Source organism: Streptomyces sp. WAC 01529, from assembly GCF_003945545.1.
In the GTDB taxonomy this organism is placed as follows: Bacteria; Actinomycetota; Actinomycetes; order Streptomycetales; family Streptomycetaceae; genus Streptomyces; species Streptomyces anatolicus.
This window is the reverse complement of record NZ_CP029617.1, coordinates 295,874-310,208: the sequence shown is the minus strand read 5'-3', so window position 1 is coordinate 310,208 and position 14,335 is coordinate 295,874. Positions and strand designations below refer to the sequence as shown.

Below are 14,335 nucleotides of genomic sequence, written 5' to 3'. Positions count from 1 at the left end.
CGGCATCGGGTACCCCCTAGGCCCATCGGGCCGTTGCGGGAAGCGTGTGGGACGGCTGTTCGTATTCTGATCCGTGTGGTCGGAAACGGGGCAGCGCCGGACCTCGCGGTCCCCGTCCGGTTCCGTGGGTCCACCGGCTGCGGTCGGTGCCGTCACTCGCCATTACGTAGCGGCCACGGTACCGGCCGCCCGTGGTTGTTCCCGGGCGCTTCATACGGCCGAGAGCCGTTCCTCCGCCCGCGCCAGGATCTCCGTCACCCGCAGTCCGAAACGGACGTCGCAGGGGTGTGGCGTGCCGGTGCGCGCGGCCACGACGAGTTCGTCGACCGCGGTGGCGAAGGCCTCGTCGGCACCCTCCCACGGCGGCAGCACCGCGACGCCGTTCTCACCCCGCAACTCCACGGCCAGGCCGGCGCACTTCGCCGGTGCCGTCAGGCTCAGCGCCGCCGTGCTGGAGGCGCCGCCGGTGTGGCGCAGGATCAGGTGGACCGTGTCCCCGGGGCCGTGGGCGGCGGCCGTCACGTCGCTCACGTCGCCGAGGACCGGCAGCAGCATCGACAGGGCGTGCGGGCCCACATCCCACAGGCCACCGTGGCTCTCGCGCCAGGGCGAGGGGAACGCGGCGCTCCCGTCCGGGGTGTAGAACGAGCCGTACCAGTCGGCGCGGCCGGTGAACCAGCCGCCGGTGGCGGCCTGTTCGCGGACCCATGCCGAGCTGAGGGTGGCGAAGCGCAGGGTGAAGAAGACCACGGACGCCACCCGCGCCCGCTCGACCGCCCGCCCCAGAGCGCGCGCGGCCTCCGGCGTCGTGGCCACCGGTTTGTCGAGGAGCAGATGGCAGCCCGCCGCCGCGGCCCGCGCCGCCAGCGGTGCCTGGACGTCCGGCGGCACCGCGAACGCCACGGCGTCACTGGCCGCGAAGAGTTCCTCCACGTCCGCGTGGGCCGCCGTCCCATGCGTGGCGGCGAGCGTGGCCGCGGCCTCCGGACGGCGCCCCCAGACACCGCTGAAGTCGATGTCCGGGTGGGCGGCGAGGGCGGGGGCGTGGGTGGCGGTGGCCCAGGGGCCGGTGCCGACCAGGCCGATGCGGAGTCGGTTCATGGGCGGCAGTATGACCGACGTGGTTCGAGAGGCGACGGGCGCACCGGAAGCCCTCGACCGTTGTGGGCAGTTGGTGGCCCCATTGAGGGGGGTGTGTTCGGCATGGGTCCAGGGCACGTGCCAACTCCCTGAGGGTGAATAACCATTCACCCGCTATCGTGAATATTCCTTGCCGTGTAGGGAATGTGAAAGTAGGGAGAAGGCACATCACCAGTCCCTCCATCCCGCCCCGCTGCCGCAGAGATGCCGAGGCCACCAAAGGCGCCATCACCCGCGCCACCAGATATCTCCTCGCCCGGCACGCGCACGGTGACATCACCCTCAAGGCGGTGGCCGAGCGCGCCGGGGTGAGCGCGCCGCTCGTCCTGAAGTACTTCGGCAACAAGGACGCCCTGTTCGCGCACGTCATGTCCTTCGAGGCGGACGCGGAGGCGTTCCTCGACGCGCCGCTCGCCCGTCTCGGCCGCCATATGGTCCACCATCTGCTGACCGGCCAGGCCGAGCGGGGCGCCGACCCCGTCCTGCGCATCGTCTTCGCCCCGCTCCACGGAGAGCGGGGCGATGTCCTGCGCGCCAACTTCCGCGCCCAGGTCATCCAGCGGCTGAGCGCGCGCCTCGCGGGGCCGGACGCGGGGCTGCGGGCCGAGCTTGCCGTGGGCATGCTGCTCGGCCTCGGCGTGATGTACGGCATCGCCCGCGGCCCGTCTCTGCGCGCCGCGGCGATCACCGAGATCACCGAGCGGTACGCGCCCGCGGTGCAGTCCTTTCTGACTCCGCGGTGACCCGCCCCGCCGGTACGGCGGCCCCGCGCGGACGTTCGCCGCGCCGCACGACGACCACCGCCGCGAGCCCGATCGCCAGACCGAGCGCCGTCTGCGGGCCGAAGGGTTCACCGAACATCAGCGCACCCCACAGGGCGGTCACCGGGGCCATGAGGAACATGAGCGTATTGACCTGCGTGACCCCGGAGCGCCGCAGGATCAGCCAGTACAGGCCGTACCCGCCGAAGGTGGAGAGCGTCACGAGCCAGCCGATCGCCACCCAGAAGGACTGCTCGGCCGGGGGTGTCGCGGCCCGGGCGGCGAGCGCGAGCGCGGTGAAGATGACGGCACTGGTGGCGCAGTGGACGGTCATGGACACCGCGGGCCGCACCGGACGGTCCGAGCGCCGGTCCAGGAACGTCGCCGCGACCAGCGACAGCATGCCGAGGAACGGCACGAGATAGGCCCACCAGGCGGTGTCGCCGCCGCCCGCGAAGTCCGCCGCGGTCACGATGACGACACCGCTCACGCCCAGCCCGAGGCCGATCCACTGGGTGCGGGAGACGAACTGCCCGAGCAGCGGCCCGGCGAGGGCGCCCGCCACCAGCGGCTGGGTGCCGTCGATCAGCGCGGTGGTGCCGCTGGAGACGCCGAGCTGGATGGCGTAGTACACGGTGAGGAGGTAGCCGCTCTGCGACAGCGCGCCCACGGCCGCCTGCCGCCCGATGTCCCGTGCCGTGAGACCCCGCCAGGAGGCGCGGGCCAGGGTGAGGGCGACGACCGCGAGGACGAGGGCCAGCGGCAGGAACCGCCACATGAGCACCGTGACCGCAGAGGCGCTGCCCGCGCCGAGCTTGGCCCCGATGAAGCCGGAGCTCCAGGTCAGCACGAACGCGAGGGACAGCAGGACATTCATGGTGCTGCTCCTTCCCGCCGCGCGGCACCGAGCGGATCGACGCGGCGGCCCGGGATGAAGGGAGAGTAGACCGATCTGTTTACCTGAGGAGGTCGAGTATACAGAGCGGTCTACTATGGCGTCATGGGCGAGCAGGCGTACGACAAGAGCGTGCGGACGGACGAGAAGAACGTGCGGACGGACGAGAAGAACGTGCGGGCGGACGAGAAGAGCGGGCAGGCGTACGAGGGGAGCGGGCACCCGCACGAAGGGAGCGGGCACCCGCACGAGAAGCAGGGCGCCGACGCGGCCGCCGCCCCCAGGCGTGTCGCCATGACGCCCGCCGCGCGCCGCGCCCTGGAGGCGGCCGGGCGGCTCTTCTATGAGCGCGGCATCCACGCGGTCGGCGTGGATCTGATCGCCGCCGAGGCCGGGGTGACGAAGAAGACCCTCTACGACCGGTTCGGCTCCAAGGAGCAGATTGTCGTGGAGTATCTCGCCGACCGGGACGAGCGCTGGCGGGCCTTCCTCGCCGGGTATCTGGCGGGCGCGCCCACGCCGCGCGCCCGGATCCTGGCCGTCTTCGACGCCTCGCGCGACTGGGCGGCGGAGTTCTCCGGCAAGGGGTGCAGCATGATCAACGCGCATGCCGAGATCAGCGACCCCGCCCACCCGGCGTACCCGATCATCACCGGCCAGAAGGCGTGGATGCTCGCGCTCTTCACGGACCTGGCCGCAAAGATCGCCCCGCGCGAGGCCGAGCGCCTGGCGCGGACCCTGATGCTGCTGCACGAAGGCGGCCTCGTCGCGCACGGTCTGCACATCTTCCCCGGCGTCATCGAGCAGGCCCGGGACGACGCGGAGCGGCTGGTGGCATCGGTCGGGCAGTGAGCTTCGGCGGCGGATCGTGGACAAGTCTTTGCCCGTGGCCGGAATGTTTCCTTCCGTGATCCCTCCGCGATCTCCGGTGGACCCGTTCTGACGGGCCAAGGAGGCGGTGCCCGTCCTGAGGGACCCTCTGGCCTTGGTAAAACGCGGCCGGAACCGTGGGGGCGGCGGCCCTCGGCCGGGTGGCCGGCGCATTGACCGTATGCGAGCGGAGGCGCAGGATTCCCGCATAGGTGCTAGATGCATCTAGTTTGCGAGCGGGAGGAATCACATGTGCGGAATCACCGGCTGGGTCTCCTTCGACCGTGACCTCACGGCCGAGTCGACCACCCTGGACGCCATGACGGAGACGATGTCCTGCCGCGGCCCCGACGACCGCGGCACGTGGACCGGGGGCCCCGCCGGACTCGGACACCGCAGGCTCGCGATCATCGATCTGCCCGGCGGGCGCCAGCCGATGACGGCCGAGACGCCGAGCGGCACCGTCGCCCTCGTCTACTCGGGGGAGACCTACAACTTCCCCGAGCTGCGGCGCGAACTGGCGGGCCGCGGCCACCGGTTCACCACCGACTCCGACACCGAGGTCGTCCTGCGCGGCTATCTGGAGTGGGGCGAGGCCCTCGCGGAGCGGCTGAACGGCATGTACGCCTTCGCGATCTGGGACGCCCGGCACGACAAGCTCGTCATGGTCCGCGACCGCATGGGCATCAAGCCCTTCTACTACTACGAGACGCCGGACGGCGTCCTGTTCGGCTCCGAGCCCAAGGCGATCCTCGCCAACCCGCTGGCCCGCCGCCGCGTCGGCGTCGACGGCCTGCGCGAGCTGTTCACCGTCGTCAAGACGCCCGGCCACGCCGTCTGGGACGGCATGCGCGAGGTCGAGCCGGGCACCGTGGTGACCGTCGACCGCTCGGGGCTGCGGCGGCACGTCTACTGGTCGCTGGAGACAAGGCCGCACACCGACGACCGTGACGCGACCATCGCCAAGGTGCGCGAGCTTCTGGAGGACATCGTGCGCCGCCAGCTCGTCTCGGACGTGCCGCGCTGCACCCTGCTCTCCGGCGGCCTGGACTCCTCGGCGATGACGGCGCTCGCCGCGCGCCGGCTGGCGGAGGCGGGCGAGACCGTACGGAGTTTCGCCGTCGACTTCGTCGGCCAGACCGACAACTTCGTCGCCGACGAGCTGCGCGGCACGCCCGACACCCCCTTCGTGCACGACGTGGCGAAGGCGGCGGGCACCGACCACCGCGACATCGTCCTGGACTCGCACGCCCTGGCCGACCCCGACGTGCGCGCGAAGATGATCCGCGCCCGGGACATCCCCATGGGCTTCGGTGACATGGACGCCTCCCTCTACCTCCTCTTCCGCGCCATCCGCGAGCACTCCACCGTCGCGCTCTCCGGGGAGTCGGCGGACGAGGTGTTCGGCGGCTATCTGCAGTTCTTCGACGAGGAGGCGCGCACGGCCGACACGTTCCCCTGGCTGGTGCGGTTCGCCGACCACTTCGGGGACGACTCCGGCGTGCTGCGCCCCGACCTGACCGCGGCGCTCGATCTGCCCGCGTACGTCAAGGACGGTTACGCGACGGCCGTCGACGGCATCCGGCGCCTGGACGGCGAGAGCGACTTCGAGTACCGGATGCGCAAGATCTCCCACCTGCACCTGACCCGCTTCGTCCGGGTCCTGCTCGACCGCAAGGACCGCGCGAGCATGGCCGTCGGGCTCGAAGTGCGCGTCCCGTTCTGCGACCACCGCCTCGTCGAGTACGTCTACAACACCCCCTGGGCGCTGAAGTCCTTCGACGGCAGGGAGAAGAGCCTGCTGCGCGAGGCGACCGCCGATGTGCTGCCCCGGTCCGTCTATGACCGGGTGAAGAGCCCGTACCCCTCCACGCAGGACCCCAAGTACGCGGTCGCCCTGCAAGGGCACGTCAAGGATCTGCTCGCCCGGCCCGGCCACCCGGTCTTCGATCTCGTCGACCGGGAGCGGGCGGCGCGGGCCGCCGGGCGGGAGGCGCCGCAGATCACCCAGGCGTCCCGGCGCGGCCTGGAGCGCACCCTGGATCTCGCGCTCTGGCTGGACCTCTACCAGCCGGAGATCGTCCTGTCCTGACCGCCGGCCTCGCGCTCACTCCCTGGGCTCGGCCGAGGCAGCGAGGGTGTCGAGGAACCGCTGGAGCGCCGGCTTGCCGTCCTTGCCGAGGTCCCGCTGCACGGGCGGCACGCTCGCCCCGCGCCGGGGCTCGGGGGCCTGGCCGGGGTCGGGGTGCTGCTCCTCGGCGCGGACGGTCACCGCGCGGCGTATGAACTCCGCCACCGGCATCCCGAGCCGGTCCGCGTGGAGCGTGACCGCGGCGTACTCCTCGGGCGTGAACAAGACCTGCACAGGCTTGGCACCGTCCATGGACGCATGATGACGCCCGGGCGGGTGCGACGCGGTGCGGTTGGCATATTCGCCCACGAAGGCGTGAAAACGGCGGAAGGTGCGCCGTGAACGTGAAGTGACCCCGACCGGACGGGGGAATCGCGGTCGGGGCCACTTCATGTTCAATGATAAACCACTGGTTGGTTTCCCTGGCGGCAGGGGGTGGGGGGAGCCGTACGGGCGCCCTCCGGGGCTCGCGGTGCCCGCTCGGCCTAGCTCACGATCATGATCGTCGAGGCCGTGACGCCGACCACGACGATGAAGGCGCGCATCGCGGCCGGCGGCAGGCGGCGGCCGTAGCGCGCGCCCACGAGCCCGCCGACCGTGGAACCCGCGGCGATCAGCCCGGCCGCCGTCCAGTCGACGTCCGAGACCGCGATGAAGATGAGGGCCGCGACGCCGTTGACGAGCGAGGCGAGGACGTTCTTCACGGCGTTCAGGCGTTGCAGGTCGTCCAGGAGGAAGACACCGAACAGGCCCATGAGCAGCACGCCTTGGGCCGCTCCGAAGTAACCGCCGTAGACGCCGGCGGCGAGGATGCCGCACCACATCGGCGCCCCGCCGTCCCGCCTGCCCGGGTTCTCGCGCTCCTTGAGCCGCCGGTTGAGCCAGGGCTGCAGGAGCACCAGGACGCAGGCGGTCAGGATCAGCACCGGCACCACCGCCTGGAAGGCGTCCGCGGGCAGCTTCAGGAGCAGCAGCGCGCCGATGGCGCCCCCGACGAGGGAGGCCGTGCCGAACCGCACCAGGCGGCCCGACTGCCCCTTCATCTCCCGGCGGTAGCCGTACGCGGCACTGAGGGTGCCCGGCACCAGGCCGAGGTTGTTCGACACATTGGCGAGCACCGGCGGGAAGCCGAACGCCAGCAGCGTGGGGAACGTGATGAGCGTGCCGGACCCCACCACCGCGTTGATCCCGCCGGCCGCGACACCGGCGGCCCCGACGGCCACCATCTCGAGCGCTTCCACACGTCACCTTTCCCACACGGTCATGGCCCGTCCCCGGGGGTGGTCCCGACCCCGGGTCGACGCCCGTCGCCGGGTCGCCGCCCGGGCCATGAACGATCTTGGGTCATGGCGAAAACCCAAGTCAATCCTCGGGTTTCCTTGCATCTCCCCAAGAGATACCTTCACCCCTTGTGACCTTCGACGATCTCCGTGTCTTCGTGGCCGTGTGCCGAGCGGGCAGCCTCAGCGCGGTGGCACGCGACCTCACCTGTACGCAGTCGGCCGTGAGCCAGCACGTCAAACGCCTGGAGCGGGAGCTGGGCGTGAGCCTCCTCGAACGGCACGCCCGCGGCGTGGTGCCCACCGCGGCCGGGCGCGTCCTGCGCGATGCCGCGTCCGAGGGCATCGGCGGCATCGACCTCGCCGTGCGGCGCCTGCGGGAGCAGGCGCGGGGCGACGGCGGCACCGTGCGGATCACCACCGGCGCCACCACCGTGCGGCACTTCATGGCCGAGGCCGTCGTCGGCTTCCGGGGACGGTATCCGCGCGTCAGCCTGGAGTTCCAGACGGTGAGTTCAAGCAGCGGATGCTTCGACGCGCTCGCCGCCGCCGACCTCGACCTCGCCTGGATCACCCTCGGAGAGCCCGTACGGGGCATCGAGCAGCGGCCCGTCGTGGCCCTGCCCTGGGTCCTCGCGGTCCGCGCCGACGACCCGCTCGCCGACCGGCCGCGCATCGAGCCCGCCGAACTGGCCGGGGGGCAGCTCATCACGCCACCGGTGAACTCGACCTCCCGCGCACAACTCGACGCCCACCTGGACGAGCGGGGCGTGGTACTTCCCGCCGGCACCAGCGTCGCGGACTGGGACACGGCGCTGCTCCTCGCGGAGCTGGGCCTCGGCCAGGCCGTCGTGCCCGCGCTGCCCGGCTGGCGGGGCCGCGCTCCCGCCGGGCTGCGCCTGATCCCGGTCCCGGACCTGCCGCCGCTCTCGGTCGGCTGGGCGGTGCGCCGCTGGGAGGCGCTCACTCCGCTGGCCCGCGCCTTCGCCGACACCGTGGCCGAACACTGCGCGCCGCTCGGACCGGTCCCGGCTCAGGGCAGCAGCCTGGCGGCGCGCGTCTGAAGGTAGCGCGCCTCGGGCCGGCTGAGGGTGCCCTTGGCCGCCAACCGGTAGGCGGCGAGCGCTTCTTCGGTGTCGCCCGCTCTCTCCAGCAGGTGGGCCCGTACGGCGTCGAGGCGGTAGTGCCCCTTCAACCTGTCCTCCAGAGCGGTGAGTTCGGCGATCCCGGCCCGCGGACCGTGCACCATCGCGTACGCCACCGCGCGTCCCAGTTCGGCCATGGGTTCGGGAGTGCGGCGCACGAGAACGTCGTACAGGGCGAGGATCTGCGGCCAGTCGGTGGCATCCGCGCTCTCCGCCTCGTCGTGCAGCGCCGCGATCGCCGCCTGCAACTGGTAGGCGCCGGGCGGGCCTTGGGAGAGAGCCTCCTCGACGAGCGCGGTGCCCTCGGCGATCGCCCGCCGGTCCCATCGGGTGCGGTCCTGCTCGTCCAGCGGGATCAGCTCGCCGTGCGGCCCGGTCCTCGCGGCGCTGCGCGCCTCGGTGAGCAGCATCAGCGCCAGCAGCCCCGTCACCGTGCCCTCGCGGGGGAGCAGGCGCCGCACGGAACGGGTCAGCCGGATCGCCTCCCGCGCGAGGTCCGCGCGGTGCAGGGCGGCGCCGGACGTCGCCGTGTAACCCTCGTTGAAGATCAGGTACAGCACCTGGAGGACCACGCCGAGCCGCGCGTCACGGTCCGCGGGCCCCGGTTGGCGGAACGGCGTGCCCCTGACCTTCGCCTTCGCCCGGCTGATCCGCTGGGCCATCGTCGCCTCCGGCACCATGTGCGCACGCGCGATCTCCGCCGTGGTCAGACCGCCGACCGCGCGCAGCGTGAGGGCGACCTGCCCGGCCGGGTTCAGCGCCGGGTGGCAGCACAGGAAGAGCAGCGTGAGCGTGTCGTCGTCCGACGGGGCGCGGCTCTCGCCCGGCGGGGGAGCGGTGAACGCGTCGCGGGGCGTGAGCAGCGCCGCGTCCTCCTCGCGCCGCCGCCGTGCCGCGTCCGCGCGCAGCTGGTCCACCAGGCGCCGCGAGGCCACCCGGATCAGCCAGCCCCGCGGATTGTCCGGCAGCCCCTGGTCCGGCCACTGCCGCGCCGCCGCGAGCAGCGCCTCCTGCACGGCGTCCTCGGCCGCGTCGAAGTGTCCGTACCGGCGTACGAGCGCGCCGAGGACCTGCGGCGCGTGCAGGCGCAGCAGGTCCTCGACCTCGGTCGTGGGTCTCAGCACGCGCCTCCCGCGTCCTGTACGGGCCGGATCACGACGGGCGGCTCGACCATGCCCTCGGGGCCGGGGCACCGGGTGATGCGCGCGGCGATCTCGGTGACCCGCTCCAGGCTCTCGCAGTCGACGAGCCAGTACCCGGCGAGGACTTCCTTCGTCTCGCCGTAGGGGCCGTCGGTGATCACCGGGCGGCCGTCCTCGCCCGCGCTGACGAAGCGGGTCCGCGCGGGCTCGGTGAGGCCTTGCGCGTCGATGAGTTCCCCGGACTCGGCGAGGTCGTTGCTGACCTCGGTCATGAACGCGAACATCGCCTGGAGTTCCTGCTCGCTCCAGGCCGGGCTGTTCTCGGAGGGCTTGCCCGCCATCGCCTCGTAGTCGGCCTGTGAGCCCTGGACCATCACCAGATACTTCATGACTTCGCTCCTCGGCTGCGCCGTCACCCCTCGTGGGCGACTCTCACAGGGGACGTCGGAGCGGGCGGCGCGTTCTCTACACCGGCTGTCCCCAGCATGCTATCGAGCCGCGGCGGCGACTTCCTGGCGAGCGGGCCGGGGGGGGCGGGGGAGAGGGCGGCGGAGAGTGCGGCGGGGAGGGCGGCAACCTTTCGCGGTGCCGCGGCGACTGCTCAGCGGCCCGTTTCCACGGGCGCCCCCCACACGTACGTACAGATGGGAAGCGACGCATGAGTGAGCTGCACGGTCACGGCAGGGCGCGGCACCGCAGAAGGAGGACGGCCCTGGCCGCGGGCGTCCCTGCGGCGCTGGCGGCGGCCGGGGCCCTGGCCTACGGCACGGCCTTCGGGGTGTTCGGCGAGGACGCGCAGCCGAGGGCCGCCGCCGCACCGGCCCGGGCGGACGCCCCCGCCACCGCACCGGCCTGGGCGGACGACACCGCCGACGGCTTCGCCTCGGTCCACGCCCTCGGGCAGAAGGGGACGTACGGCGGCCGGGACGGGCGGACGGTCACCGTACGCACCCTCGCCGACCTGGAGAGATACGCGAGCGCCCCGGAGCCGTACGTCATCGTGGTGGCCGCGACGATCGCGATGGACCCGAAGGGCAAGGAGATCAAGGTCGCCTCCGACAAGACGATTGTGGGCGCGGGCACCTCGGGGCAGATCGTCGGCGGCGGCTTCTTCCTCGGCCGGGGCGTACACAACGTCATCATCCGGAACCTCACCATCCGGGACGCGTACCACGGCATCTGGAACGACAAGGAGCACGACTGGGACGCCGTCCAGATGGACGGCGCGCACCACGTGTGGATCGACCACAACGATCTGCGGCACATGGCCGACGGCCTGATCGACAGCCGCAAGGACACCACCTATGTGACCGTGTCCTGGAACAAGCTGAGCCACAACAACAAGACGTTCGGCATCGGCTGGACCGAGAACACCACCGCCGACCTGACGATTCACCACAACTGGTTCCGCGAGACGGAACAGCGCAACCCCTCGACGGACAACGTCGCCCACGCACACCTCTACAACAACTACCTCCAGGACGACCCGGGCACGGACATCACCTCGTCGTACGGCAATTACTCGCGCGGCAGGACGAAGATGGTCCTGGAGAACAGCTACTTCCACGGCGTGCGCAACCCCGTCATCAAGGACGGCACCGCCGCCCTCGTGCAGCGCGGCAACGTCTTCTCCGGCACCAGCGGGCGCAACGAGAGCGGCGGCACGGCGTTCGACCCGAAGGCGTACTACCACTACCGCCTCGACAAGGCCGCCGACGTGCCGCGCCTCCTCAAGTCCGGGGCGGGGCCGAGGAGTTCGATGGGTACGACGGCGGGATCGGCGACCGCCGCGCGAGGCACGCTCACCGTGGCCAAGGACGGCAGCGGCCAGTACACGAGCGTGCAGAAGGCCGTCGACGCCGTCCCGGCGGGCAACACCTCGCGCGTCGTGATCCGGATCGCGCCCGGCACGTACCGCGAGACGGTCAAGGTCCCGGCGAACAAGCCGCACGTCACCTTCGAGGGCACCGGCCGCAGCCGCAAGGACACCGTCATCGTCGAGGGGCACGCCGCCGGCATGGCCAGGCCGGACGGTTCGGGAACGTACGGCACCAGCGGCAGCGCGACCGTCGCCGTGGAGGCCGACGACTTCCGGGCCCGCAACCTCACCATCTCCAACGACTTCGACGAGGCGCGCAACCAGCAGTTGAACGGCCACCAAGCGGTGGCACTGCGCACCGCCGCCGACCGCGTCCGCCTGGACGCGCTCATCATCAGCGGCGACCAGGACACCCTGCTCCTCGACACGGCCGCCAAGGAGAAGACGGGTCGGGTGTACCTGAGCGACTCCTACGTCATCGGCAACACCGACTTCGTCTTCGGCCGCGCCACCGCGGTCATCGACAAGTCCGTCCTGACCCTGAAGAAGCGCTGGAACGGCACCTCGGCCGGATACGTCACCGCGCCCAGCACACCCGCCGGCCGCAAGGGCTTCCTCCTCACCCGCTCGACCATCGACGGCGATGTGTCCGCCGGGAGTTTCCACCTCGGCCGCCCCTGGCACGCGGGCGGTGACGCGAGCCTCGATCCGCAGACCACCGTCCGCGACAGCAGACTCGGCGCGGCCGTCAAGGCGGCCCCCTGGACCGACATGGGCGGCTTCTCCTGGAAGGACGACCGCTTCGCCGAGTACAAGAACACCGGGCCGGGGGCCGGAGCCGCCAGCGGCGATCGCCCGCACCTGACGGACGCTCAGGCGGCCGGGCAGGAGAGGGCGGACTGGCTCGGGGACTGGAAGCCCGCCGTCTGACCCGGCGGGCTCCGGGGCTCCACGTCCCGCCCCCTCACCGCCTCCCCGTCACACCCCCCACCCGCTCCTCCTCGGCACCCGGCGGCGGCGCCCCGCCGCCGTTTCGCCTCTCGTCCCCGTGCCCCGGCCACCAGGCCGCGTGCCCGATGAGTGCCGTCAGCGCGGGGGTGAAGACCGTCGCCATGATGAACGCGGCGATGAGGATGCCGAAGGAGAGGGAGAAGCCCATCTGGGAGAGCGTGGAGTTGCCCGCCAGCATCAGCGTCGCGAACGTACCCGCGAGGATCACGCCCGCCGAGCCGATCGTCGGGCCCGAGTGCCGGACGGCCGTGCCCGCCGCGTCGTGCGGGTCTCGGCCCTCGCGGGCCTCCTCGCGGAGCCGCGACACCATGAGGATGTTGTAGTCCGTGCCGAGCGCGACGACGAACAAGTACATGATCACCGGCAGCATGAACATCAACCCGGGCTGGCTGCCGAGCTGTTGGAAGAGGAGTGAGGTCGCGCCGAGCGTCGCGCCGAAGCCGAGCGCGACCGACAGCATCAGATACCACGGCGCCACGAGGGAGCGCAGCAGCAGGCCGAGGATCACCATGATGGCGATGGCCGCCACCGGGAAGACCACCGAATAGTCGCGGTCCACCGCCTTGTTGATGTCGACGTACACCGCCGTCGTGCCGCCGACCAGCGCCCGCGAGCCGTCCGGGGCGTCCTCGTGGGCGGCGGGCCGCAGCCGGTCCTTGAGGGTCGACAGGGCCTTGTCGGAGGCCGGCGGGTCGGAGAGGATCACCGAGTACGAGGCCGTCGTACGGTCCGGGCTCAGCCGCGGCGCCGCCACCTCGCCCACGCCCCGGACATCGGCGAGCCGCTCGCGGAAGGCGTCGGCCTGCCGCTCGGTCACCGGTGCGTCCGTCGTCGAGGAGAGGTAGACGGAGGTCGGGTCGGTGGTGCCCGCCGGGAACCCCCGCTGGAGGTCCTCCATGGCGACCATCGACTCCTTGTCCTTGGGCAGCGAGGACCCGGCGAGGTCGAAGTTGGCCTTGTAGCCGAACGCGCCGAGGGCCAGCGCGCCCATGAACACCGCCGAGACGATCGCCCACACCGCGGGCTTGCGCGCGATCGACGTGCCGAGCCGGGCGAAACCGGTGCCGTGCGGCTCCCGCTGCCAGGACTTCGACGGCCAGAACACCTTCGTGCCGAGCAGCGAGACAACGGCGGGTACGAGGGTGAGGCCGGCCAGCAGCGTCACGAAGACCGCGATGGCGAGCGCCGGCCCCATCGAGCGCAGCATGCCGAGCGAGGAGAGCGTGAGCGCGGCGAAGGCGACGATGACGGCGCCCGCCGCCGACGTGATGGCCTCGCCGACCCGCTCCACGGCGTGCACCATGCCGCTCTTGGGATCCTCGCCCGCCCGCAGCGCCTCCCGGTAGCGGAAGAGCAGGAAGAGGATGTAGTCCGTGCCGACGCCGAACAGGACGACGGTCAGCAGCTCCTGGATGGAGGAGTCCGCCTTCATGTCGAACGCCTTGTTGGCGGAGGCGATCAAGCCGGTCGCCATCGGCGAGATCAGTCCGATGAGGACGACGGGCAGCAGCGCGATGATGGGGCTGCGGAAGATGACCAGGAGCAGCGCGATGATGATCACGATCGTGCCGACTCCGACGAGCAGGCCCGCCCGCTCGGACGCGTCGCTCTCGTCGAGCGCCTGGGCCGCAGTACCGGTGATCCCGGCCGACAGGTCCGTGCCCTTCAGCTCCGGCCCGAGATCGGACCGCAGCTGCTTCACCGCGTCCTGCTGCGAGGTGTCCTCGGGGTCGGTGAGCCTCGGCATGGCGATGACCGACGTCTTCACGAGCTTGTTGGGCGAGACCTCGCCGGGCACGACGGCCTGCACTTCCGGGATCTTTTTCGCCTGGAGATCCTTGGAGACACGGTCGACGTCGGCGGAGTCGGCGGCCGTCAGCTTCTCGCCGTCGGACCGCTCGAAGACGATGATGGCGCCGACGTTCTGCTGCTTCGGGAACTCCTTCTCCTGCACTTCGGCGGCGCGGATCGACTCGTAATGGCCGGGAAGGAAACTCGCCTCGTCGCTGCTGGAGGTGAGCTTCGGCGCCAGCGAGATCACCGCGCCGGCCACCACCACCCACGCCAGGATGATCCACCATGGGCGGCGGACCACGAATCGACCCAGACCAGAGAACATCGGCTACTGCCTCTCCTCGCCC

General features: G+C 71.7%; 12 protein-coding genes. 5 read left to right on the top strand and 7 right to left on the bottom strand.

Annotation, left to right across the window (positions count from 1 at the left end):
• Window positions 1-210: 210 nt before the first annotated feature.
• Window positions 211-1,101, bottom strand: a complete 891-nt coding sequence (locus tag DMA15_RS01350; RefSeq protein WP_125510823.1) for a Gfo/Idh/MocA family oxidoreductase — start codon at window positions 1,099-1,101, stop codon at window positions 211-213.
• A gap of 185 nt (window positions 1,102-1,286) precedes the next feature.
• Here DMA15_RS01350 and DMA15_RS01345 point away from each other — a divergent pair, with 185 nt between their 5' ends.
• On the top strand, window positions 1,287-1,883 hold the full coding sequence (locus DMA15_RS01345; RefSeq protein WP_240659644.1) for a TetR/AcrR family transcriptional regulator: 597 nt from the start codon (window positions 1,287-1,289) through the stop codon (window positions 1,881-1,883).
• Here DMA15_RS01345 and DMA15_RS01340 read toward each other — a convergent pair.
• A complete protein-coding gene (locus tag DMA15_RS01340; RefSeq protein WP_125510822.1) occupies window positions 1,834-2,778 on the bottom strand; it encodes a DMT family transporter in 945 nt (314 codons plus the stop codon). The genes DMA15_RS01345 and DMA15_RS01340 overlap by 50 nt on opposite strands.
• Window positions 2,779-3,090: 312 nt before the next feature.
• On the opposite strand from DMA15_RS01340, the gene DMA15_RS01330 reads away from it, so the two are divergent.
• The gene (locus DMA15_RS01330; protein ID WP_125517169.1) at window positions 3,091-3,648 is read left to right on the top strand and encodes a TetR/AcrR family transcriptional regulator; all 558 of its coding nucleotides are present in this window, start codon (window positions 3,091-3,093) and stop codon (window positions 3,646-3,648) included.
• Window positions 3,649-3,916: 268 nt separating this feature from the next.
• A complete protein-coding gene (asnB, locus tag DMA15_RS01325) occupies window positions 3,917-5,758 on the top strand; it encodes an asparagine synthase (glutamine-hydrolyzing) (RefSeq protein ID WP_125510821.1) in 1,842 nt (613 codons plus the stop codon).
• A gap of 15 nt (window positions 5,759-5,773) precedes the next feature.
• Here the strand turns inward: asnB and DMA15_RS01320 are convergent, their stop codons facing one another.
• Entirely contained in the window at window positions 5,774-6,049 is a 276-nt protein-coding gene (locus DMA15_RS01320) for a hypothetical protein (RefSeq protein WP_125510820.1), read from the bottom strand.
• Window positions 6,050-6,282: 233 nt separating this feature from the next.
• Window positions 6,283-7,038, bottom strand: coding sequence for a sulfite exporter TauE/SafE family protein (locus tag DMA15_RS01315; RefSeq protein ID WP_125510819.1), 756 nt, complete (start codon window positions 7,036-7,038; stop codon window positions 6,283-6,285).
• Between the two features lie 170 nt (window positions 7,039-7,208).
• Here DMA15_RS01315 and DMA15_RS01310 point away from each other — a divergent pair, with 170 nt between their 5' ends.
• The gene (locus DMA15_RS01310) at window positions 7,209-8,141 is read left to right on the top strand and encodes a LysR family transcriptional regulator (protein ID WP_125510818.1); all 933 of its coding nucleotides are present in this window, start codon (window positions 7,209-7,211) and stop codon (window positions 8,139-8,141) included.
• Here the strand turns inward: DMA15_RS01310 and DMA15_RS01305 are convergent.
• Both DMA15_RS01305 and DMA15_RS01300 read right to left on the bottom strand, forming a co-directional pair.
• The gene (locus tag DMA15_RS01305) at window positions 8,111-9,343 is read right to left on the bottom strand and encodes a sigma-70 family RNA polymerase sigma factor (protein WP_206302904.1); all 1,233 of its coding nucleotides are present in this window, start codon (window positions 9,341-9,343) and stop codon (window positions 8,111-8,113) included. The two genes, DMA15_RS01310 and DMA15_RS01305, sit on opposite strands and share 31 nt — an antisense overlap.
• Window positions 9,340-9,753, bottom strand: a complete 414-nt coding sequence (locus DMA15_RS01300) for a YciI family protein (RefSeq protein WP_125510816.1) — start codon at window positions 9,751-9,753, stop codon at window positions 9,340-9,342. The genes DMA15_RS01305 and DMA15_RS01300 overlap by 4 nt, the downstream gene beginning before the upstream one ends.
• A gap of 269 nt (window positions 9,754-10,022) precedes the next feature.
• On the opposite strand from DMA15_RS01300, the gene DMA15_RS01295 reads away from it, so the two are divergent.
• Entirely contained in the window at window positions 10,023-12,113 is a 2,091-nt protein-coding gene (locus DMA15_RS01295) for a pectinesterase family protein (protein WP_125510815.1), read from the top strand.
• Between the two features lie 34 nt (window positions 12,114-12,147).
• Here the strand turns inward: DMA15_RS01295 and DMA15_RS01290 are convergent, their stop codons facing one another.
• A complete protein-coding gene (locus tag DMA15_RS01290) occupies window positions 12,148-14,313 on the bottom strand; it encodes an MMPL family transporter (protein ID WP_125510814.1) in 2,166 nt (721 codons plus the stop codon).
• Window positions 14,314-14,335: the final 22 nt, after the last annotated feature.

Coding starts and splice junctions, on each gene's coding strand:
- DMA15_RS01290 (WP_125510814.1), bottom strand. CDS start 14,313: ATGTTCTCTGGTCTGGGTCGATTCGTGGTCCGCCGCCCATGGTGGATC.
- DMA15_RS01340 (WP_125510822.1), bottom strand. CDS start 2,778: ATGAATGTCCTGCTGTCCCTCGCGTTCGTGCTGACCTGGAGCTCCGGC.
- DMA15_RS01300 (WP_125510816.1), bottom strand. CDS start 9,753: ATGAAGTATCTGGTGATGGTCCAGGGCTCACAGGCCGACTACGAGGCG.
- DMA15_RS01320 (WP_125510820.1), bottom strand. CDS start 6,049: ATGGACGGTGCCAAGCCTGTGCAGGTCTTGTTCACGCCCGAGGAGTAC.
- DMA15_RS01350 (WP_125510823.1), bottom strand. CDS start 1,101: ATGAACCGACTCCGCATCGGCCTGGTCGGCACCGGCCCCTGGGCCACC.
- DMA15_RS01330 (WP_125517169.1), top strand. CDS start 3,091: ATGACGCCCGCCGCGCGCCGCGCCCTGGAGGCGGCCGGGCGGCTCTTC.
- asnB (WP_125510821.1), top strand. CDS start 3,917: ATGTGCGGAATCACCGGCTGGGTCTCCTTCGACCGTGACCTCACGGCC.
- DMA15_RS01295 (WP_125510815.1), top strand. CDS start 10,023: ATGAGTGAGCTGCACGGTCACGGCAGGGCGCGGCACCGCAGAAGGAGG.